The sequence below is a fragment of the Dehalobacter sp. DCM genome (genome assembly GCF_024972775.1).
Classification (GTDB): Bacteria; Bacillota; Desulfitobacteriia; order Desulfitobacteriales; family Syntrophobotulaceae; genus Dehalobacter.
This window is the reverse complement of sequence record NZ_CP092282.1, coordinates 3235523-3257689: the sequence shown is the minus strand read 5'-3', so window position 1 is coordinate 3257689 and position 22167 is coordinate 3235523. Positions and strand designations below refer to the sequence as shown.

Annotated in this window: 17 protein-coding genes; 11 read left to right on the top strand and 6 right to left on the bottom strand. The window is 46.8% G+C overall.

Annotated features, from left to right (window positions below; translation table 11 throughout):
• Positions 1-114 precede the first annotated feature (114 nt).
• A complete protein-coding gene (locus tag LPY66_RS15100) occupies positions 115-1188 on the top strand; it encodes an HD-GYP domain-containing protein (protein WP_337985085.1) in 1074 nt (357 codons plus the stop codon).
• Between the two features lie 136 nt (positions 1189-1324).
• On the opposite strand, the gene LPY66_RS15095 is transcribed toward LPY66_RS15100, so the two are convergent.
• The 6 genes from LPY66_RS15095 to LPY66_RS15070 all read right to left on the bottom strand — a co-directional run bounded on the left by LPY66_RS15095 (position 1325) and on the right by LPY66_RS15070 (position 8549).
• A complete protein-coding gene (locus tag LPY66_RS15095; protein ID WP_337985084.1) occupies positions 1325-2083 on the bottom strand; it encodes an SDR family NAD(P)-dependent oxidoreductase in 759 nt (252 codons plus the stop codon).
• Between the two features lie 82 nt (positions 2084-2165).
• Positions 2166-4211, bottom strand: a complete 2046-nt coding sequence (locus tag LPY66_RS15090) for an aldehyde ferredoxin oxidoreductase N-terminal domain-containing protein (protein WP_337985083.1) — start codon at positions 4209-4211, stop codon at positions 2166-2168.
• A 5-nt stretch (positions 4212-4216) separates the two neighbouring features.
• Positions 4217-4708 (bottom strand): 4Fe-4S dicluster domain-containing protein, encoded by a 492-nt coding sequence (locus tag LPY66_RS15085; RefSeq protein WP_337985082.1) that lies wholly within the window; start codon positions 4706-4708, stop codon positions 4217-4219.
• Positions 4709-4741: 33 nt separating this feature from the next.
• Positions 4742-5650, bottom strand: a complete 909-nt coding sequence (gene fdhD, locus LPY66_RS15080; protein WP_337985081.1) for a formate dehydrogenase accessory sulfurtransferase FdhD — start codon at positions 5648-5650, stop codon at positions 4742-4744.
• A 231-nt stretch (positions 5651-5881) separates the two neighbouring features.
• Positions 5882-6223: a 4Fe-4S dicluster domain-containing protein gene (locus LPY66_RS15075; protein WP_337985080.1), complete on the bottom strand. Its 342-nt coding sequence runs from the start codon at positions 6221-6223 to the stop codon at positions 5882-5884.
• The gene (locus LPY66_RS15070) at positions 6213-8549 is read right to left on the bottom strand and encodes a molybdopterin-dependent oxidoreductase (protein ID WP_337985079.1); all 2337 of its coding nucleotides are present in this window, start codon (positions 8547-8549) and stop codon (positions 6213-6215) included. The genes LPY66_RS15075 and LPY66_RS15070 overlap by 11 nt, the downstream gene beginning before the upstream one ends.
• A 784-nt stretch (positions 8550-9333) precedes the next feature.
• Here LPY66_RS15070 and LPY66_RS15065 point away from each other — a divergent pair.
• The 10 genes from LPY66_RS15065 to purN all read left to right on the top strand — a co-directional run bounded on the left by LPY66_RS15065 (position 9334) and on the right by purN (position 22113).
• Positions 9334-11352 (top strand): oxidoreductase, encoded by a 2019-nt coding sequence (locus tag LPY66_RS15065; RefSeq protein ID WP_337985078.1) that lies wholly within the window; start codon positions 9334-9336, stop codon positions 11350-11352.
• A 123-nt stretch (positions 11353-11475) separates the two neighbouring features.
• The gene (locus LPY66_RS15060; protein ID WP_337985077.1) at positions 11476-12678 is read left to right on the top strand and encodes an MFS transporter; all 1203 of its coding nucleotides are present in this window, start codon (positions 11476-11478) and stop codon (positions 12676-12678) included.
• Positions 12679-12932: 254 nt separating this feature from the next.
• A complete protein-coding gene (locus LPY66_RS15055; RefSeq protein ID WP_337985076.1) occupies positions 12933-13874 on the top strand; it encodes an NmrA family NAD(P)-binding protein in 942 nt (313 codons plus the stop codon).
• Between the two features lie 114 nt (positions 13875-13988).
• On the top strand, positions 13989-16070 hold the full coding sequence (locus LPY66_RS15050; RefSeq protein ID WP_337985075.1) for a sigma-54-dependent Fis family transcriptional regulator: 2082 nt from the start codon (positions 13989-13991) through the stop codon (positions 16068-16070).
• A gap of 295 nt (positions 16071-16365) precedes the next feature.
• A complete protein-coding gene (gene purE, locus LPY66_RS15045; RefSeq protein ID WP_337985074.1) occupies positions 16366-16866 on the top strand; it encodes a 5-(carboxyamino)imidazole ribonucleotide mutase in 501 nt (166 codons plus the stop codon).
• Positions 16867-16915: 49 nt separating this feature from the next.
• Positions 16916-18211: an adenylosuccinate lyase gene (purB, locus tag LPY66_RS15040; RefSeq protein WP_337985073.1), complete on the top strand. Its 1296-nt coding sequence runs from the start codon at positions 16916-16918 to the stop codon at positions 18209-18211.
• Positions 18212-18271: 60 nt separating this feature from the next.
• Positions 18272-18997, top strand: coding sequence for a phosphoribosylaminoimidazolesuccinocarboxamide synthase (gene purC / locus LPY66_RS15035; protein WP_337985072.1), 726 nt, complete (start codon positions 18272-18274; stop codon positions 18995-18997).
• Between the two features lie 72 nt (positions 18998-19069).
• On the top strand, positions 19070-20470 hold the full coding sequence (purF, locus tag LPY66_RS15030) for an amidophosphoribosyltransferase (protein ID WP_337985071.1): 1401 nt from the start codon (positions 19070-19072) through the stop codon (positions 20468-20470).
• 21 nt (positions 20471-20491) lie between these two features.
• A complete protein-coding gene (gene purM, locus LPY66_RS15025) occupies positions 20492-21508 on the top strand; it encodes a phosphoribosylformylglycinamidine cyclo-ligase (protein ID WP_337985070.1) in 1017 nt (338 codons plus the stop codon).
• Positions 21505-22113 carry a phosphoribosylglycinamide formyltransferase gene (gene purN / locus LPY66_RS15020; protein ID WP_337985069.1) on the top strand — a complete coding sequence of 203 codons (609 nt, stop codon included), beginning with the start codon at positions 21505-21507 and terminating at the stop codon, positions 22111-22113. Before purM ends, purN begins: the two co-directional genes overlap by 4 nt.
• Positions 22114-22167: the final 54 nt, after the last annotated feature.

Here is a 22167-nt window from a genome sequence, read left to right as displayed (position 1 = left end):
AATATGACATAATCGCCATATAGTGGAAAGATCAATTAATGTACAGTGATTTCGACATTATAGGAGAAAATCGCGTGCACTGTTGCTGTACTAATTACGAACAAGGAGTTCATTATGCGGCTAGTTAATATTAATTATGTTAAAGATGGAGCAGTTTTGGCTCGTCCTGTAAGGAATTCCAACGGACAGATTCTTTTAGGTGCCGGTATTGTTTTAACTAAGGATTATATCGAAAAACTTAAAACTATCGGATTCGATGTCTTATTTGTCATGGATAATCGTTTTGAAGATGTTGAAATCAACTATGCCATATCCGATAAAACAAAAGAAATCGCCTATTCTACGGTACGAGGCATAACGCACGCTCTGGAGCAGGATCCGAACGCAGAAATCGACGCCGGGTCGGTTCGCTATGCTGTTTTGAATATCGTCCAGGATCTTTTGTATAGTTCGGATATTCTGTCCAACTTGACGGATATCATCGGTTATGATGAGTATACATTTCATCACTCGATTAATACGACCGTGCTGGCGTTGCTGCTCGGTATTGAGAAAAAGTACAATCAGAATCAGTTAATCGAATTGGGTATGGGCGTTTTAATGCATGATATTGGGAAAACCAAAATATCTCGGGAAATCCTGAATAAAAAGGGAAAACTACTGGATGAAGAGTTTGAGCAAATAAAAAATCATCCGCTGTTCGGTTATGATTATATACGCAACAACCACGATTTCAGTTTGCTTTCGGCACACGTTGCCTTTCAGCATCATGAGCAATGGGCGGGTGGTGGATATCCGCGAGGGCTTGAGGAAACAGAGATTCATGAGTATGCCCGAATCGCTTCTGTTGCTGACGTCTATGAGGCGCTGACCAGCAAACGTCCCTACCGCGATGCGATGGAGCCATACCTTGCCTATGAATATATTATTGTCAAGGCAGGTACTCAATTTGATCCGGATATTGTCAACCTTTTCAGTCGTGCCGTAGCACCCTATCCAACGGGTATCGGTGTGCAGTTGAGTAACAAAATGCAGGGAAATGTAATCCGGCAAAACCCTGAACTGCCATCCAGACCGGTCGTAAGAATTATTGCCGACGGTGATGTTTCCTTGGATAAGCCGATCGATCTGGATCTGTCGTCACCACAGAATTTGTCAATCATGATAAATAAAACGCTGAACTGGTAACAACCATCAGTAATGAATACCATATCAACACAAATAACGGTACCCCGTGGTTGAATCCTGTCGTTCGTTTGACAGGATCCGTACGAAAAGGGGTACCGTTTATTCGTTATTTGCGTATGTGGAGTGGATTAACTCTTTATCCGGTTATGCAAGCCCCGCCGTCTATGGCGAAAGAAGCGCCTGTAACAAATTCCGCTTCATCAGAAGCCAGATAAACGGCACAGTAGGCAATATCCTCGGGTTTGCCGAAGCGGCCGACAGGACAGAAGGTATTAATCAACGATTGCCGTGCCGCAGGGTCGGTTATAAATATTTCCGGTGTCATATTGGTTTCGATAGGGCCAGGAAGAATGGTATTCATTCTGATTCCCTGGGGAGAAAATTCTCTTGCCAAGTCCTTTGTCATCTTGTAGATCCCGGCTTTAAACCCGCCGTAATAATAGGCGTTCGTTTCCGGCCGGACTGCGGATACAGAAGAAACATTGATGACAGACCCCTTTCCACGTTTGGCCATAAACGGTAGTACACCCTGCATGGTCCATATAATAGAACGATAGTTTACTTCAAATAATTTCATGAGATCATCGTCATTGTGTTCTAAGAATGGTTTATTGACCAGGATACCTGCAGCATTGAATAAAATATCAATATGCCCGTAAGTTTTTATGGAGAATTGCACCAAATCATTGATGCTGTCTTTATCGCGCAAATCACATTGAAAGAAAGCAGCATCTCCGCCTGACTCCTTGATGGCCTCTTCCGTGGCCCGTCCGCTGTCTGCAACATCCGTAACTATGACCTTAGCTCCTTCATTAGCAAACATGATTGCTGTCGCCTTGCCGATACCTGACGCAGCTCCAGTGACGATTGCAGTTTTTCCATTCAGTCTGTTCATAAATTCTCCTCCTGATATTCTTGTATTCTGCCGTTTTTTTTAAGTGATAACCTTTCTTGGCGTCTGCCAAGCCGATAATTTTTTATCTGCAGCCGGGAAGTTTTCCAATAGCCTTTAACGAATCAGCCACTTCGTGGAGGCCGTACTTTTCAAAGACTTCTTGGGGAGGCCATCCGGTTGTTTTATCCCACCCGCGTTCTTCGTAGTAGAGATCAACAAGATCATTCCACTCCTCCCAGGTGCATGTTTGGCCCCAGGGGTCAGGATAGGTCATGATCGGATATATGGCGTTGACTTCCATCTCTCTGTCCCGTCCGTAATTACGCATGAGTATTGCTCTGAATAAAAGCTTGGATCGTTCTGCAGCTTCATTCAGCTTTTCTTCTGTCATTTCGATGCCGGTTGCCGCCTCGAACATTTGGGCTTCCATATCCGTCCAGAAGAGGTTGGGGCTCTGCCAATCGCAGCAGGTAATGGAATCTTTGATTTCAGCTGAATTCTCCCCCTTGATCACGGCGATCGCTGTCAGTGGATGACGACAGGGATCGTCTTTGACGGCTAAATAGTTGTCAAACGTATCGTGGTGATGCGCAATGGTTTGGGTGTCCCGGGTGGAGTTCATCTGATGCAGGTTAACCGCGACCCACCCGGGTTTATTAATGGCGCCCTCAAAACCGCGTCCCTGCCAGTGTACACTGTGACCCCAGGCTGTTTCCAGGCTGATGGGCAGATCCAGTCTTAAACCGGGAACGACTTGAGAATAGCGGCCATGGTAAATCGTATCGCCGAATTTTTCCTTACCCAAAGCCCGGATCGCTCTGGCCATACCCTCGGCCAGCAGGTTGCCATAATAGGTCTTGCGGTAGACAATGCTGTCCATGAGATATTTGATGAATTCTTCCGACTCGACATTGATTTCCATGCCGAAATCAATCCCGTCAAATACACCTTCTTTTTTACCCATGGAAAGCCAGGGCAATAGCCAGACAATAACGTCCCATTTGTCCATCCCGTACTCATTGCATAGGTCATTAATGATGCTGCCTTTATCAAAGTTTGGTTCCCAAAAGTTCACAATGTCCCCGGGGACAAGATCATAGAGTTCTTTAAAATGCGGATCCGTCGGATCGGGAGGCAGCGGCTCGCCGCTGAGCATTTTGCAGGGAAGCAAATGGTTCTGCTTGGTCTCAAAGGTTTGGATAGGCACCCAGCAACAATCCTCTTTATACCCAAAGGCAAAAATACTGACACATTTTTCTACATGATTCACTTTCTCTTCCTTAAATGCCGATTTCATATCGAGCATCAATTTGTTGCAATGCTGGTTACAGCCATGGCTGCAGGCCACTTGTCCCCTAAGCCAGCCTCCTTCGACTGGGATATTGTTACCCCACATGCCATGGGTCGTTTCATGGTGAATCGGATTTGGTTGTGCTTGCGGGTAACCCATCTTTTTCCGCAGTTCAAGTATTTTCTTTATATCTGCCGGAATGACGGTGCCCGTGCCACGAACCGTAATCGCCTTCAGGTTTTTGGAGCCGAATACAGCGCCGAAACCGGCTTTAGCTGCCACATTGTCATTGCTTGTGGTAATACTGGCATTACGCATCAGGTTTTCACCCGCGGGTCCGATGACAATGCTTTTGACATCGTTGCCGTGGATTTCTTCTAATTTCCGTTGGGTATCGTGGACTAATTTGCCCCACAAATTGCGAGCGGAAAGAAAATTGATTTCGCCATCTTCGATGTATAAATAGGTTGGTTCGGGTGCTTTGCCCTCGAGAATAAAGCCGTCAAAACCGGCAAATTTAACTTCCGCACCAAACCATCCCCCTATACCGCTCCAGGCGTATTGTTCCGGGTAGCTATTTGGTGAAATGCCGGTAAATACAGTACGGCCCCCGGTGGGGATCCCCGTCGCCGTCGTTGGACCTGTCATGTATATAATTTTATTCTCGGGGTCAAAAGCCTTAACCCCAGGCCCGACTTCATCCCAGAAAATCTTATTGCACACACTGCGGCCGCCCAGGTATTTCGGAACATAGTTTGAAGTGGGTATATGTGTTACGGTGCTGTCGGTTAGGTTGATACGGGCTATCTTACCAACATATCCATATAACGTCGCCATACCATCTATCTCCTTTCATCCGGCAGATCACTGATACCTAGACACCGAACCTGACAGAACTCCACGCAGGCAGGTCCTTCAGGCCGTGTTCGGCAGAGGTCGCACTTTTTGGCCTTTCTTTTGGACTTGTCACTGCTTTTAACATAGTTGATCCGTGGCGGATCGAAAACACACGCTTTGATACACCGTTTACAGCCAATGCAATATTCTTCGTTGATATAAACAATGCCGTTTTCATCCAGACACATGGCTTGATCTTTGCGCGCACAGGCATGATAGCAGGGGTGGTCAACACAATGTTGGCAGGCATAGATACGGTGGATCATGGAAATAGTGCCTCTCTCAACAAAAATTCTGTTATAGCTTGGGCCAACGACTCCGTCGTGAAGAAGAGAACATACAATTTCACAGGATGAGCATCCCGCGCAAAGGGATACATCTGCCGGAAACTGAGTGACATGACGGCCTGTTTGGATGAGTGTTTCATTATCCTTCATGCTTTTCACCGACAATGCAATCGCATTGTACTTTTACCTTTCTTTAAAAATTGAGGGTTCAATTCTCTGCGGGCAGGCGTAAATTGTTCCTTTGTTACCCTTGACATACCCGAGAAGAGAGATGTTAAATTCGCGGGCAAGCCGAATAGCGGCAATCGTTGGTGTTGACTTGGAAACAACCACAGGAACACCCAGTCGGATGACTTTGGTCATGATTTCTGAGGTAACTCTTCCGCTGATGAAAGCAATCCCTTCTTTAGCGATTTGCAGTTTGTTTAATTTCAGTAAGATGCCGGCAATCTTATCAATGCAGTTATGTCTGCCGATATCCTCGCTCTGGATGGCTAAACCTTCGGTATAGAATAAAACGCTGTGAACGCCTCCAATCTTTTTATATAGCTCAGCTTGTTCGATATATTGCTTCATCCTATCTAAAATTTCTTTGGCGGAAAAGGTTAAAGTGCTTATATTTGGTTCGTAGAGAGACTTTTTAAGTGGATTTAGATAGGTATAACATTTACCGCATCCGGAAGTAACACTACGCAGGCTTTCCTGCCTGTCAATAAGCACGCCATCTCTCAGCTCAATGATCACGGCCTGTAGCCTTTCGTTATAATCGATGGTTAGAATATCCTGGTATGAGTCAATGATGCCCTCATTGTACAGGAACCCCAGAGCAAGCTCCTGCTGATATTTGTTAAGGCACAAAAGAGAGACAAATTCTGTTTGGTTGATGATAATCTTTAGGGATACCTCAACCAGCACTTTCTTGATCGATTCATCCAAAGAAATGGAACCGTTGACCTCCTCAATTTCAATGACATCAAATTCTTCGTAGATGATTCCTTCATTGTCGTCCATCATATCCTCCATCGGTACGGGCTTGCTTATAGCACACCCGGTGTTATTGCAAGAAGCAGGCCAGGTTAATTCAGACGTCATTTTTGCGGTATTCGCTGTAGTTAAGCGGCAGGACAAGAAAAAATAGTTGTGCCAAAAAGTAACATCTCCCAGGATCTAAGGCCACGTTTGACGGGAAATAGTTTAAAAATGAAAAGCAGCAAGTTAGGCTGGAGTTATTGAAAAAGAAGCTTATCCGAGACAGTAGACTCCCGGATAAGCTCGTGAGACGAATTTTTCTAGTTATTCACCATGTACTTTACATGGGTTTATCTATCGGCTGAATATCGCCATTGTGTCTTTGTCTACCTTTTCAGCCAGCTCACTGATCTTGCCATAGACCATAACACCGGCTTGGCAATGGTGGACGCAGTTTGGCAGTTTACCGCCTTTAACGCGATCCGCGCACAAATCACAAAGACTGGTGGGAACAGGAATATATGTGTATTCCCAACGGCCGTTATCAAGCTGACGGGGGCCATCCTGATGGATTTTAATTCCCCATTGGCCTACGGTAAGGTCGTGCTCTTTTTTGCATGCTACCTCACAAACATGGCACCCGGAACAATATTCGTAATCAATAAGCAAGCCATAACGCTCAGTATTATTTGACATAACCGAACCCTCCTAATTTCGTTACTTGCTCGGTAGGTGTAATTTTGCTGTTTTCTTCCGTGCAGGCGTATACTTTGGCAATGAGTGATTTAACGGGCGCACCGTAACCGGTCGGGCCGTATTCGAACTGCGGAATGACGTTGTTCGGGTTGGAGTCAAAGACACCAAAGAGTGTCGGTTCGGCAGCTTCCTTCTCTGGGAACCACCAGCCGTGCTCGGCGCGGATAACACGCGGATCAAGGGTGATATCGAAACGAGCGATCTGGCGGAAGCGTCCCATCCGGTTTTCGATCCAACACCACTGCCCTTCGGTGATACCGAATTTTTCAGCGGCTTCGGGATGAATATCGAAGAGCGGATTGGCGTGCAATTCGCGGCTGGTTTTGCTGTTACGATGTTCGGAATGGAAGAATTCAAAGGAACGATGGCCTGTGGTTAACACGAGCGGATATTCCTTAAACAGTTCCGGTGTGCTGTACGGGCTTTCAGGCGGCTCTTCCCAGTAAGGGAGAGACGGTGCAACGTTTCCGAAAGCTTCAAAGACGGTGATAAATAATTCGAACTTACCGGTAGGCGTGTTGAAGCCAGGTTCTCCGTCCATTCTGCAGAGTCCTTTTTCATATTTCTTATAGTTAAACGGATGATAAATCATACCGCCTTCGGCTTCGATTTCTTCCATGGTCCAGGGAACGCCGCCCTCTTGCAGTTTCCAGTTCATGAAGTCGCGGGTGGTGTTAACCCATTCCGGCCATTTATGCGGTGCAAGGCGTTTGCCGAGATCGATGCCGATTTGTTCGTCTTCTTTGGCTTCATAATAGGTGCCGCATTTGGACAAGGTGCGGAGGGGATCGTACCAAACACGGATACAGTCACGCTCATGGCTCATGGCTGCCGGCAGGACCAGGTCGGCTAACGCAACGGCAGTCGGTGTCATGAACAAGTCGATAACGACCACGAACTCCATGCTCTTGATCGCTTTATAAACACGCGGCGCATCCTGTGCCATGTTCGCAATGGGGTTGGCCGATTGCAGCCACAGCATCCGGACTGGGTGCGGAAGGCCGGTTTCAATGGCTTCCAGAACGCTGTCCGATTGGGAGGTGGATCCAAAACCGTATGTTTTCAGAATGAATTTGTCGTCACCCAGACGCTTTTCTCTCATGCCGGGTTCAAGTGTATCAATACCGCAGCCGTAGGAGAAGTTAAGGTTAGCAGACTGGTCGATCAAGACGTTACCGCCAGGGATATCCAGGTTGCCGCAGATGCCGACTAAGCACATGATGGCCTGGGCGGTAGAGATACCGATTTTGGACTGGTCGACGGCCAGGCCCCATTGGATACAGCCAGGTTTGGCATTGGCATAGGTCCGGGCAGCATCAACCAGGTCATGCTTGTTGATCCAGCAGATCTCGGCCATTCTTTCCGGTGTATATTCCTGTACGCAGGCTTTTAACTCTTCAAAACCATGGGTCCATTTTTCCACAAAATCATGGTCATAGAGATCTTCATTAATAATGACATTGAGCATACCCAGAGCCAAAGCAGCATCGGTTCCGGGACGGATCCGGAGCCAGGTGTCCGCTTTTGCAGCCATCCAGGTCAGTTTGGGGTCAACAACGGTCAGCTTGGAGCCGCGTTTCATGCTTTCGACGATCCAGTGGCCCAGGAAACAGTCGGAGTTACTGACAACCGGGTTATTACCCCAGACAATGATGTTTTCCGGAGCAGCCCACTCGCTGTCATCTTCGTAGCGATTCTCTCTGAACTGGGACATGTCAGCTACGTTGATGTTGCCCATCATAACATAGCACAGAGCAACACGGGGATTCATACAGGAATCACCGGAAAGGAATGCTAAGCAGACATCAGGACCGCCAAAATTAGCATATTGGTTTTGTCCCAAAGCCTGGGATACATTACGGCCGGTTCCCATCATACTGACGATGGATTCAGGGCCGGTTTCTTTTTGGAATTTGCGGACGTTCTCGGCAATGATATCATAAGCTTCATCCCAGGAAATGCGCTCCCATTTATTTTCACCGCGTTCGCCAACGCGTTTCAGCGGCCATTTCAAACGGTCCTGATGGTTAGTTATTTCGGGAAGTTCCAGGCAACGCAAGCAGAGACGGCCCTGGTTATACGGGCTGTTCGGGTCCCCCTCAACTTTCACCAGTTTGCCGTCTTTATCGGTATAGAAAATGAGCTGACACCCGTTATGGCATCCGGGACCGCTCCACATTGTCGTACGCGTGGCGGTTAAATCCCCTTCTTGCCAGCGAAGGGTTTTAGGATATAGGTCAAAATTATAAGCGTTATTATACTTCATTATGATCCTTCCTTCTTCTTAGATTTTTGTTCAATATATGTCCCCTTTGCTTAAGCATATAAGTAGACTCGAACAAAAGTAACATAGATAGGGTCACGCGATGTAAGATTCCCCCTCTCGATTTGGACAGCATATTCAGTTTTTGCAATGAAATATTCACTGAATACTATTTGCATTAACTATGCCAGTTTCAATTTTGATCAATAAAACCACCTTGTGTTTGGGATTGCCTGAAAAATTGAATACACCGCGTTGTGCTAAAATGTAACTTCAAATGGGGTGTAATGTTTAATACGTTACTTATTTGTTTTGAAATGAAATAATACCGCCATGTGGTTTTATTAAAAATGCGGTTCACAGTACAAAAGGAGTTATGATGCAAAGTTTTATACAGCCGATGCCCAGGCAAAAAAAATATAGATATAGCGAATCAAGGTTAGTTACAATTAAGCACAACTTCGTTATATTCTGATAAAAGTCCCGGGAACGTTGTTCCGTTTTAGAACGCGATTAAACACGAATTAAGTCGGACTGTTCATATTCAAAGCCCAAGCTGTTGCGTAATCCAGCAGGCAATAATAACCTTGGCCTGTTTCTTGCATAATATGTTGCTGGACAGTTCAATATTATAGTTTACGGATGGGGGTATTTACCGAATCATTTGAACAGTCGAAAGGTTTAAGGCAATGAAATATTCAATACAGAACTATGAAGCCAACGAAAGCAATCAGCGTTTGTCAAAAATCAATCCACAAAATCAATTATTAAGAAAGGAGGAAACCTTTTGAGTCAATACAAATTCAAACATCTATTTGAACCTATCCAATTGGGTAAAACCGTATTCCGCAACCGGATATTTGCCTCGCCCCAGGATTACCCGGGACTCACCGACAATCGGTTTCTCACGGAAGAAGCCGCCTATTTCTATGAAAGAAAAGCACTGGGGGGATTTGCGTCCGTCTGTGTCGGCGATATGATGGTCGATGCTGCCTACGGCCGCAGTCATCCTTTTCAGATGCGCGGCAACGATTTTTTGGGGAAAGCCAACTTCACCCGAGTCAGCACGGCGATCATCCGTCATGGGGCAATGGCCGCCATTGAGCTTGTTCATGCCGGGCAAAACGCCAATCCGCTGCTCATGCCGGAAAACAGAGGCTATGTCTTAGGCCCCTGTGACGGCATCCGTCCGGACGGCGTGGAAATCCGGGGGATGAATGACGAACAGATCGCGGAATTGATCATGGCCTATGCCGATGCGGCATCCTTCGCCCGGCAATGCGGGTTTGGCATGATCACCCTGCATGGCGGACATGGCTGGCAGATGTCACAGTTTATCTCAGCCCGGGATAATAAACGGACCGACCAATGGGGCGGATCCATCGAGAACCGGATGCGGTTCCCGTTAGCTGTTGTTGAAGCGGTCCGCAAACGGATCGGTCCGGCTGTACCCATCGAATTCCGGATGAGCGGGACGGAATTTCTGCCGGACGGCTACGATATAGACGAAGGCATCCGAATTGCCCAAGCCCTGGACGGCCACGTGGATCTGATCCATGTCTCGGTGGGGCACCATGAAATCGACGCGGCTTCCATGGCCACACACCCGCCGATGTTCCGTCCGGACGGATGTAATGTCACGTATGCCGCCGCCATCAAGAAAGTAGTCAAAACCCCGGTAGCCACAGTCGGTGCGTTAACGGATCCGGCCATGATGGAAGAGATCATCGCTTCCGGTCAAGCCGATGTGGTGGCCCTGGGACGGCAGACTTTGGCTGATCCGGATCTGCCGATCAAGGCGCGTCTGGGACGTGAAGAAGAGATCACACCTTGTCTGCGCTGCTTCAATTGTTTCTCCCACAGTACGGTGGGCGGTGTCTTCTATTGTACAGTGAATCCGGAAATAGGCCGCGAGCAGCTGAGTATGACCCAAGCACCGCCAATGCATAAGAAGACCGTGCTTGTGGCCGGAGGCGGCATGGGCGGAATGGAAGCGGCATTGACCGCAGCGAAGCGCGGACACACCGTTATTCTCTGTGAAAAGTCGGACAGGCTGGGCGGAGCGTTGTTATGTGAAGAGAATATCCCGTTTAAGGCCAATCTCGCTGTCTATATCAAGCGTCAGGCCCAAAAGGTATCCCGTTCGCCGATCAAACTTCACCTGAATACAGAAGTAACGCCGGAACTCGCCAAGTCCTTCCAGCCGGATGTGATTATCGCGGCCATGGGTGCCCGGCCAATGATCCCGAATATCCCGGGGATCGAAGGGAAGAATGTGGTCGGTGCGGAGGCAGTCTATTACCAGCCGGAGATTGTTGGCAATAAGGCAGTCATCATGGGGGGCGGACTGGTTGGGATCGAGCTGGGGATCTTCCTTGCCCAAAAAGGACATGACATCACCATTGTAGAAATGGCGAACGGAACCATTGCCACCCCGCCGCAAGTGGAAGGCACGTCCGGACGGATGAGCGGGCTGATGGAAATGCCATTGGGATTCCCGCTGGTGCATGGGGTCGGGTTGATGGAAGAATTGAAAAAATTCAAGAACCTGCAGATCCGTGTATCCACGAAAGCCTTGGAAGTGACGGCTGAAGGGTTGGTTGTTGAAGGGGCGGATGGAATCAGGACGATCGAAGCGGATACGGTGATTTATGCCATCGGTCAGAAACCCCTGCGCGAGGAAGCATATGCGCTGGCTGACTATGCGCCGGAATTCTATACCATCGGGGACTGTGTGACACCAAAGACCATTTATGAAGCAACCTCTGTCGGTTACCAGATCGCCACGGATATCGGCCGGTATTAATTGTATTCAGCCCAATTCCAAAACAGCTTCCCGTTTATTAAAAAATATTTTTAGAGATAGAATATCTATATGTCGTTCTTATTAGATAAAATTTTCTTTGTATTTAAGAAAGGGAGAGAACTTATGAAGAAAGCGAATAGTGGTATTTTACTCAAACTGGCTATCCTCCTCATCGCCCTGCAAGAAGTCGGCACGGGCGCAGCCACACCGGCCCTCGGCATCATTCAGGCGGCGATGCCGGACGTCAATCCAATTCTGATTCAAAATATCGCCTCGATTACCTATTTAACGATCGTTGTTGGCGGACTGGCTTATAGTTGGTTTGCTAAAGTCATGAGAAAAAGAGTCATTCTCTATATCGCTGTTTTCTGTTTTATCATCGGTGGTATTGCGCCGGCATTTTTGAATAACATCTATCTCATCCTGTTCTTCCGGGCAGTTGTCGGCTTCGGTGTAGGACTCATGTACCCGATGGCCAATGACTATGTCGTTGATTATTACGACGGTAACGAAAAACAGAAGATGATCGGCTGGGCCTTTGCGATCAGCATGTTTGGCGGTATCATCTTCCAGCAGCTCGGTGGAAGTCTTGCTGCTGTTAATTGGCATTACACTTTCTTCTCCTATCTCCTCGGTATTCTCTTCTTTGCCATCCCGCTCTTGTTCCTGCCCGAGCCTCCGAAAAAAGCGGAATTGGTCAAGGGAACGGCTCAGGAAAAAGCCAAGGTACCGGCCCGTCAATGGGTGCTCAGCGTTTTGAACGCGCTTTGGAACGTTGGTTTTGCTGCGGTTGTTACCAATGCAGCCATTATTATCATCACTGAAGGCGTCGGTACCGGTGGTCAGATCGGTACAGCCTTCTCCATTATGACCCTGGGCGGTTTTGTAGGGGGCTTCTTCTTCTCGCACATCCGTAATTTCCTTAAAGGTTTCTCCCTGCTGGCATGCTATTGGGTCGTAGCAATCGGTTTCTTCGTGTTCGTCTACGCTGGAACTTCAATCAATATGATCTACTTCTCCATGGCAATTATCGGTGTAGGCTTAGGCTTTGCCGGCTCCAACTTCTTTAATAAAACTTCTGATATCGTTCCTTACGCCGCTGCCGGATCGGCATTTGCCTTGCTCTCAGCCTTCAACGGATTAGGCGGTTTCTTCTCCCCGTTTATTCTGACCGCATTGACAGGCGCTTTTGGCATGGCTCCCGGCAGACCGTCACTCTTGCTTGGCGCCATCATCTTAAGTGGACTTGGTGTTGTTGCCTTCATATTTGATAGGGCCACTCCGAAGATTCCGGAGAGCGTCAGACCGACACTGTCTGCCAAATAAGGATTTTCCCATTATCTCTGAACTGCACCTTGCGTATTTCTAACGAACGGGTGCAGTTCAGAGCGGTAACGATTCAATACTGTATGTTTAGAATATCACTGTGCAAATTCTGCTATGTACCTGTTTATAATAAATACATAGCGGAATTTCTTGCTGAAAACCAATAAACGATAACGTATCTTTTTGTACTGATAATCCTTAATAGTTATCCTGAAATGACTGAGGTAAATGCATGGAAAAAAGGAGAGATAATCATGGGCAAAATCATTATCACCGGTGTCGACGGTAACTTTGGCGGGTATGCCGCCAGAAGTATTATGAAGAAGGTCCCTGTGACGGATCTTATTTTTACGGCACCCAATAAAAACGCGTTAGAAGCCTTCGCAGCCCAGGGCGTGGAGACCCGTTATGCCGACTTTAATAATCCGGAGCAGCTGAAAGAAGCTTTTGCCGGCGGTGAGGTATTGCTCCTGATATCGATGCCGTTTGTCGGGGAAAAGAGAAGGAATGCCCATAAAGCGGCTGTAGATGCTGCTGTCGCTGCCGGGGTCAAAAAGATCGTCTATACCTCCATTGTCGGAAGTGGTGACGATTCCTGCGATTCCTACGAAAAGTTCGATCACCAGTATACGGAAAACTATATCCTGACTACCCCTTTAAAATATGTATTTTTACGCAATTCCCAATACGCTGAAGCGATGATCTCCGCCTTTGAAGAAGCGGCTGCATCCACAGGGATTCTTTCTAATAATATGGGTGAGGGACGAATGGCCCATGTCTCGCGCAACGACTGTGCAGAAGCCGCTGCCTGTGCTGCAGCGGGGGCCGGTGTAGACAACACAGTCTATTACATTTCCGGACCGACCGCCAATACCATGGAAGAATTTTGTGCCATTGGCTCGGAAGTGACAGGGAAAAAGGTGACCTATCAGTATGTAGACGATGAAGCCAACTATGCCTTCTTTGATTCCCTCGGTGTGCCGCGGCGGACGGATGGGGAATGGGCTGAAAGCGCCAAAGCGTTTCCGTTCTGCTCTGAAGGGATGGTTACATTTGGGGCCGCTATCCGCAATGACAAAATGAGCTATTGCACCCATGACTTCGAGACGCTCACAGGCAAAAAGCCGAAAAGCGTCCGTCAGATGTTTGAAGACATCGCCAATTACCGCGTGGGCAAAAGGACATCGACGGACTGAAATAATTAACCAGTTGATCGTTCTTTGTGAATGGAAAACGTATTCTTTTTCTAATGCAAATGGATTATAATGATTTCATGTAGTAGTCAATTAAGTGTAAAGGGGTGAATAACCATGGACATGCCCATAGAGCAACTGCTGAGTCCAATCATCAAAAATAGACAAAATGGTAACACCCCGGCACTTCTTAAAGATTCAAATGATATTATTGTTATAGAAAAAATCAAACAGCAAAAGTATGATGTTTTAAGCGGCAAAATCAGTCCTGCTGAGGTTGACCTTGTACGACCGGAAATCGTGGATTCCTGGTTAAGATCCTATCGCGACGGCTTGGATTTATTTAAAATTCATAAAGCGCCTACTTTAAACTCTCACGATTTTAAAGCGTTATTAAAAGAAAATGATTTGCTGATTCGAATCGCAGATTCCTATATCCGACAGCTTAAGAACATGCTGTATAACATTGACTGCATTATTGTTCTGACCGATGCGAAAGGGATTATATTAAGAGTATTAGAAGGTAAAAACAATCGTATCAATGAGGAAAACTATATGCGGCCGGGGGCAATCTGGACCGAAAAGACGGTGGGGACATGTTCTCATAGCCTGTGTCTTTTGCTGGAAAGCCCCATTCAAATCTGCGGACCTGAACATTACTGTGAGTCATTTAACTATACAACGGTATCGTCAGCGCCAATTTTTGATCCCAATCATAATCTTCTTGGAACACTCAGTATCGCCAGCGCCGATTTCTATAATCAAAATGAGCATACCTTGGGCTTTGCAGTCAGTATGGCCTGGGCTATCCAAAATGAATTGCGGGCAGCGGGAAATGACGAGTTTTTCTATGCAACATTGGAGTCATACCAGGAAGGCGTTATCACTATTAATAAGAATGGCTATATCACTAAGGCCAATAAGCTGGCTCTGAACTACTTTTCATTTAACGATAGCGAGTTGCAGGGAAGTAAAATTGAGGATGTATTAGGTTATCAGCCAGCGATCAACGCTGTTTTGGAGACAGGGAAGCCCGTACTTGATGCTCAAATCTATATCCTAAAAACCGGTAATTTGAAATTAGAATTACGATCCGTACAACCCGTTAAAAATAAAGACGGACTGATTATCGGATGCGTGATCAATATTGTGAAAAGCAATAAACCGAAAAAGGTGATTAACCAATATAAGAATGAGGAAACGCGCTTTACCTTTAATGATATTATCGCCACCTCGCCGCTTATGATTCGCACGATTGAAATGACTAAAAAATTTGCGCAAATCAATACCAACATACTGCTGGAAGGGGAAAGCGGTACGGGCAAAGAACTTTTCGCTCAAGCCATTCACAATGAAAAGCGGCCGGAAGGACCTTTTATCGCAGTAAACTGTGCAGCGATACCGTCTAACCTCATTGAAAGCGAACTCTTTGGTTATGAAGGAGGCGCATTTACTGGTGCTGAGCGCAGCGGAAGATTAGGCAAAATCGAATTGGCGAACGGCGGAACGCTATTTTTGGATGAAATCGGCGATATGCCCGCGGAATTGCAGCCTGTTCTGTTGCGCGTACTTGAAGAAAGAAAGATCATGCGTATTGGTGGCAGTAAATACATCCCTATTGATTTTAACCTCGTTGCGGCAACAAATAAGGATTTACTTGAAATGGTGTCGAATAATGAATTCCGAGAGGACTTATATTACCGGTTAGCTGTATTCAAAGCATCGATACCGCCTTTGCGGGAACGCGGACCGGATATCATTCGGTTAGCAAAAAACTTTATTAACGTAACGGCTGAGAAACTGCAAATCGAAGTGCCGTATTTAGGCGAAAATGCAAGCAATGTGCTCATCCGTTACCATTGGCCAGGCAATGTCCGACAGTTGGAAAACGCCATGTTTTACGCCGTCAACATGGCTCAGGAAGGAATTATTCAAATCGATGATCTCCCTACTGAAATAAAAGGTTTTTATCATTCGGAACATAGTATGGATGAAAACAAAATACCGGGTGGTCAAGTTAAGGCCGATGCGAATCTATCGATAAGAGAGATGGAAAAGATCGCAATAATCAAGGCGTTGCAGCAAACAAAAAATAATGTAAGTGAAGCCGCAAAGATATTAGGTTTCAGTAAGACGACGATGTATCGTAAAATCAAAGAATATAACATTGATGCACCGGTGAGAATAAAAAATTGTTGACCTAAAAAAACAAACAAATTGATATTGATCTGGGCGGTGTCGCAAACCAATAAGGTAGTTTTGCGACACCGCCTTCTTATGTTGTTGAAGGCAATGCAGCCAATGATTGGTTTGAACTAGTGTTCATTCTGTGATGGATCACTATACGATAATAAAGGCTATGCAGATGAGATGTCCATTATCCGAACATTATATTAAAAATATATAATATTGTTCGGAATTTTAATTGACCGTCTATGCGTTGTCAGTTAAAATAGATAGTGAGGAAAATACTGAACTAGGGGGAATTTTTTGAATGGTTTCTGTAGGAATTGTTATGGGCAGCGATTCTGATTTGACGATCATGGAGGATGCTGCCAAAATAATGGATCAATTCTCAATTTCCTATGAAATGAAAATTTCTTCGGCGCATCGTACATTAAAACGGACTGTCGATTGGGTTGAGGGTTTTGTACAGCAGGGCGGCAAAGTAATCATTGCAGGAGCCGGCATGGCCGCTCATCTTCCCGGCGTAATTGCCGGCGCATGTGTCGTTCCGGTTATTGGCGTCCCGATTAAGAGCGGCGCTTTGGATGGTATTGATGCGCTTTATGCCATTGTTCAAATGCCTCCGGGAATCCCTGTAGCAACGGTCGGAATCAACAGTGCTCGGAATGCAGCGCTTTTAGCTGTAGAAATGCTAGCGATGGCCGATGCACGCTTACAGGAAGAATTACTTAAATACCGCCAAAAGATGGCAGCTGATGTTGAAGCAAAAGATAATGCACTTCAGGATAAATTGAAAGCCGCTAAGTGACAAAACATATACGCTGCATCATTTATAAACGTGATAAAGGAGAATTTTCGTGATAGAAAGGTATACCCTTCCCGCAATGGGGAAAATATGGAGAGATGATTATCGGCTGACTTTGTGGTTGAAAATTGAGATTGCCGCTTGCGAGGCTTGGGCAAAAAAGGGAAAGATCCCGCCGGAAGCAGTAGATGTAATTAAACAAAAAGCTGCATTTTCCTGGGAACGCGTGAAAGAGATCGAAGAAACCACACAGCATGACGTGCTGGCATTTCTGACTAATGTCGCTGAAAATGTTGGCGACGAAGCGAAGTACATCCATCTTGGGCTTACCTCGTCCGATGTACTGGACACCTCGCTCTCGCTGCAGCTGATTGAAGCTTCGGATATTCTCCTGGAAAAAATGACAAAACTAATCGATGTCTTAGGGCAAAAAGCCTTGGAATATAAGGATACACTGCAAATGGGCCGTTCCCATGGCATTCATGCAGAGCCCATCACGTTTGGCCTAAAGTTTGCACTCTGGTATGATGAGATGCGCCGACAGATTGAACGGCTGGAAGATGCCAAGGAAGGGATCCGGGTCGGAAAAATATCCGGCGCAGTGGGGACCTTTGCTAATATCGAGCCGGAAATTGAGGAGTTAGTCTGTGAGAGCCTGGGCTTGAAACCGGCCCCGGTATCGACCCAGATTATTCAAAGGGACAGGCATGCCTATTTCGTGGCAGTGCTTGCCGGTATTGCATCTTCGTTGGATAAAATTGCGACGGAGATCCGTAATTTGCAGCGTACAGACGTCCATGAAGTCGAAGAACCATTCGGCAAAGGTCAAAAAGGTTCTTCTGCGATGCCGCACAAAAAAAACCCGGTTGTTTCAGAGCGTATTTGTGGGATGGCACGCCTGATCCGTGGCAATGCCCAAGTGGCTTTTGAAAATGTAGCCCTTTGGCATGAACGGGATATCTCCCATTCTTCAGCTGAACGGGTTATTCTTCCTGACAGTACGATTGCACTGGATTATATGCTGCACAAAATGATCCAGACCTTAGAGGGATTAAGGGTATTCCCGGATCAAATGCTGACCAATATTGAGAAAGTCTATGGCCTCATCTTTTCGCAGCGTGTGATGCTGTCTCTTGTTGAAAAAGGCATGAGCAGAGAAGAGGCTTATGCACTGGTACAGAGGAACGCAATGAAGGCCTGGGATACGAAAGTGCCTTTTAAGAACTTGGTATTAGGAGAATCGGAAATTATGCAGGTGTTGACTACGGAGGAAGTCGATGCCCTGTTTGATTATTCATACCATACCCAGCATGTGGATTATATTTTCAAAAGAGTCGGGCTCCTTTAATCATTGGATAAAACTAAATAGCAAGGCTGTAATTAAATAATATATCAGGAGGGCTCCGCCATGGAAAAAAGGGAAATGCTTTATGAAGGAAAAGCCAAGAAGATTTATGATACCAACGACAAAAACTATTTTTGGGTAGAGTATAAAGATGACGCCACGGCCTTTAACGGGATAAAGAAGGGCACCATCGTTGACAAAGGGGTCATCAATAACAAAATGTCAGCGATGATGTTTACGTATCTGGAGAAGAATGGCGTTAACACGCACTTCGTCGAACTGTTAAGCGATCGGGAGCAAATTGTCAAACGGTTGACAATGATCCCGCTGGAAATTGTTGTTCGCAATATTGTAGCCGGCAGCCTATGCAAAAAAGTAGGTAAAGAAGAGGGCTATATCCTCCCGTCCCCGATCTTTGAACTTTACTACAAGGATGATGCCCTGGGTGACCCTATGGTCAACGAAACCCACGCCATTGCCATGGGTTGGGCGACGCTGGAACAAATCAAAACAATGCAGGAAATTGCGCTGAAGGTAAATACCATTATGACCAACATTGTTGCCGCCGCCGGTATCGATCTTGTTGATTACAAGCTGGAATTTGGCATGATTGACGGCAAAGTTATGCTCGGAGATGAAATATCTCCGGATACGTGTCGTTTCTGGGATAAAGATACCGGCGAAAAGCTGGATAAGGATCGTTTCCGTCGTGACCTCGGAAAAATTGAGGAAGCTTATGCTGAAGTTTATACCCGTATTCAGGAGGCAGTCCAAAATGCGCAAGCCTAATCAGTTGTTTGGGGTGCGCCTCGCGGATTTCCAGGGTCATCATGATAGCAGCTGGGAAAGGGGTATTTGACAGTGGATTTGCTCTGGGATGATAAGCCAAAGGAAGAGTGCGGCCTATTCGGAATTTATGCTCCCGATAAGGAAATCGCCCGTTTGACGTACTATGGACTCTATGCGTTACAGCATCGTGGTCAGGAAAGTGCAGGGATTGCGGTTTCCGATGGAAGAAAGATCGTAGTCGAGAAAGGCATGGGATTGGTTACCGAAGTATTCTCCCCGGATACCTTAACCGAGCTTCAGGGGAAGATGGCGATTGGTCATGTGCGTTATTCAACAACGGGTTCCAGCCTTTTATCCAACGCCCAGCCGTTAGTGGTTCATTTCCAGAAGGGAATGATGGCGCTGGCCCATAACGGCAACTTAACGAATGCTGTCGAAATCCGGCAGGAACTCGGTAGTCAGGGGACCGTTTTTCAGACGACCATTGACAGTGAAGTAATTCTGAATATGATTGCGCGCTATCGTTTATATAGCTTGGAAGATGCTATTATTAAGGCGATGATCGATCTTAAGGGGGCCTATGCCCTGCTGATTATGGCTGAAGATAAAATTATCGGGGCGAGAGACCCTCATGGTTTACGGCCTCTCTGTATCGGACGTCTGGGCGAGCGCTATTGCTTTGCATCCGAAAGCTGTGCCCTGGACACGATCGGAGCAGAGTTTGTTCGTGATGTTGCCCCGGGTGAACTCGTGACCATTGATGAAAACGGACTTTGTTCCCGCTTCGCAACCCCGCAGCAGCGGGTGGCACCATGCTCATTCGAGTATATTTATTTTGCACGACCTGACAGCACATTGGATAACGTCAATGTATGGGAAAGCAGACGGCAAATGGGTGTACAGCTGGCCCGGGAATATCCGGTCGACGCCGATGTCGTCATTCCGGTACCCGACTCGGGTACGCCTGCAGCGCTGGGGTATGCACAGACCTTGGGAATCCCCTTTGAAGAGGGGTTGTTAAAAAATCGCTATGTCGGTCGGACGTTTATTCAGCCGACACAGGAGCTGCGGGAGGTTGCGGTACGCATCAAATTGAATGCCAATCGCCGGGTTATAGAGGGACGTAAGGTCGTCATGATCGATGATTCCATTGTCAGGGGAACGACCAGCTCAAAACTGGTGGAAATGGTGCGAGGATGCGGTGCTAAAGAGGTCCACCTGTTGATAAGTTCTCCGCCGGTGCGCTATTCCTGTTATTACGGTATTGATACAGCGGAGAGAGAAAAACTGATTGCTAATCAGATGTCTATTGACGCGATCCGTCAGTTTGTCGGTGCAGACACCTTGTATTATTTGTCGGAGGAAGGGTTAAAAAAGGCGTTGGGCAGAGATTCCGTTTGTTTAGCGTGTTTTAATGGTGATTACCCAACAACGATTCCTCAGCATTTTTCCAAGGAAGGCATGGAATGCTGAGAAAGAGTAGGAGGAAGTAGAATGGGTTATACGTATAAGGATGCCGGTGTTGATATTGCGGCTGGAAATCAGGCTGTCGAGAAAATAAAACCCGCGGTTGCCGCTACCTGGCGCCCCGGTGTATTGGGTGGTTTGGGCGGATTTGGCGGATTGTTCAGTTTAGATTTGAAAAAGTATCCGGATCCGGTGCTTGTATCCGGAACAGACGGCGTCGGCACAAAGCTGCGCTTGGCTTTCCAGATGGATAAACACGATACGATCGGACAAGATGCAGTTGCCATGTGTGTGAATGATGTCCTGGTCCAGGGGGCAGAACCACTGTTTTTCCTTGATTATTTGGCCGTCGGTAAACTGGTGCCGGATAGGATCGCATCGATTGTTGGCGGTGTCGCCGAGGGCTGCCGTCTGGCCGGGTGCGCGCTTGTTGGCGGAGAGACGGCGGAAATGCCCGGATTTTATGCCGAAGACGATTATGATATTGCCGGATTCTCCGTAGGGGCCGTCAATCGGGACAGGCTTATCGATGGGTCTGCGATCAGAGAAGGCGATGTTTTGTTGGGGCTGAAGTCCAGCGGACTGCACAGCAACGGCTTTTCATTAGTGAGAAAAGTGTTTTCTGAATATGCACTTGATCACATATTCCCAGAGCTTGAAAAACCACTCGGGGAAGTACTGCTCACACCCACCCGGATTTATGTGCAATCGGTGCTTGCTGTTTTGGAGCAAGTGCAAATACCGGGTATGGTCCATATTACCGGCGGTGGACTTACTGAAAACATACCCAGAGTGTTACCGGACGGACTGGGAGTTGAAATCGATACGACCAGCTGGGTTGTCCCATCGATATTTCAACTGATGCAGAGAATAGGGAATATCGAACAGGGAGAAATGCTGCAGACATTCAATATGGGAATTGGATTTATTCTGATTCTACATTCGGAAAATTTGGAGCAAGCCCGTGCCATCTTAACGGATAACGGCGAGGAACCTATCGTGATTGGCAAAGTTATTTCCGGACAGGAAGTGAGTTATCGATGAAAGTCGCTGTACTCGCATCCGGACGCGGCAGTAATCTGCAGGCCATGATTGCGGAATGGCAGGAGGGTACTCTTCCTGTAGAATTTGTCGGTGTGGGCTCCAATAATCTCGATGCCATGGCATTAACGATTGCTGAAAAAGCCGGGATTCCGGTCAGGGCGTTTCCGCGGGATAATTATAACGATAAAAGCGAACAGGAGACTGACATTTTAAACTGGTTGGAGGATATCGGCACGGAATTGTTGATTCTGGCCGGTTATATGCTCGTATTAAGCCCGCGTTTTGTGCGCACAGCCGAATACCCGATTGTCAATATCCATCCGGCGCTCCTTCCTTCCTTTCCGGGCCTCCATGCCCAGAAACAGGCTTTGGATTACGGAGTTAAGGTCAGTGGCTGCACGGTGCATTATGTCGACGAGGGGATGGACTCAGGGCCCATCATTCTGCAGGAAACAGTACCTGTTTTTGATGAGGATGATGAAGAAACGCTTTCAGCAAGGATATTGAAGAAGGAACATATCATCTATCCTGAAGCAATCCGATTATTGGCTAACGGAAAAGTGAAGCGCGACGGACGCAGGGTTATTATCCAAAGAGATTCTTGATAACAAGAAAAAGTGTGTATACAGAAAAACTCTTCCCTAATACTTTTTGTTAAT

What these genes read in the sequence shown, in the direction of transcription:
- LPY66_RS15100 (WP_337985085.1), top strand. Translation starts at nt 115, where the DNA reads ATGCGGCTAGTTAATATTAATTATGTTAAAGATGGAGCAGTTTTGGCT.
- LPY66_RS15095 (WP_337985084.1), bottom strand. Translation starts at nt 2,083, where the DNA reads ATGAACAGACTGAATGGAAAAACTGCAATCGTCACTGGAGCTGCGTCA.
- LPY66_RS15090 (WP_337985083.1), bottom strand. Translation starts at nt 4,211, where the DNA reads ATGGCGACGTTATATGGATATGTTGGTAAGATAGCCCGTATCAACCTA.
- LPY66_RS15085 (WP_337985082.1), bottom strand. Translation starts at nt 4,708, where the DNA reads ATGAAGGATAATGAAACACTCATCCAAACAGGCCGTCATGTCACTCAG.
- fdhD (WP_337985081.1), bottom strand. Translation starts at nt 5,650, where the DNA reads ATGACGTCTGAATTAACCTGGCCTGCTTCTTGCAATAACACCGGGTGT.
- LPY66_RS15075 (WP_337985080.1), bottom strand. Translation starts at nt 6,223, where the DNA reads ATGTCAAATAATACTGAGCGTTATGGCTTGCTTATTGATTACGAATAT.
- LPY66_RS15070 (WP_337985079.1), bottom strand. Translation starts at nt 8,549, where the DNA reads ATGAAGTATAATAACGCTTATAATTTTGACCTATATCCTAAAACCCTT.
- LPY66_RS15060 (WP_337985077.1), top strand. Translation starts at nt 11,476, where the DNA reads ATGAAGAAAGCGAATAGTGGTATTTTACTCAAACTGGCTATCCTCCTC.
- LPY66_RS15055 (WP_337985076.1), top strand. Translation starts at nt 12,933, where the DNA reads ATGGGCAAAATCATTATCACCGGTGTCGACGGTAACTTTGGCGGGTAT.
- LPY66_RS15050 (WP_337985075.1), top strand. Translation starts at nt 13,989, where the DNA reads ATGGACATGCCCATAGAGCAACTGCTGAGTCCAATCATCAAAAATAGA.
- purE (WP_337985074.1), top strand. Translation starts at nt 16,366, where the DNA reads ATGGTTTCTGTAGGAATTGTTATGGGCAGCGATTCTGATTTGACGATC.
- purC (WP_337985072.1), top strand. Translation starts at nt 18,272, where the DNA reads ATGGAAAAAAGGGAAATGCTTTATGAAGGAAAAGCCAAGAAGATTTAT.
- purM (WP_337985070.1), top strand. Translation starts at nt 20,492, where the DNA reads ATGGGTTATACGTATAAGGATGCCGGTGTTGATATTGCGGCTGGAAAT.
- purN (WP_337985069.1), top strand. Translation starts at nt 21,505, where the DNA reads ATGAAAGTCGCTGTACTCGCATCCGGACGCGGCAGTAATCTGCAGGCC.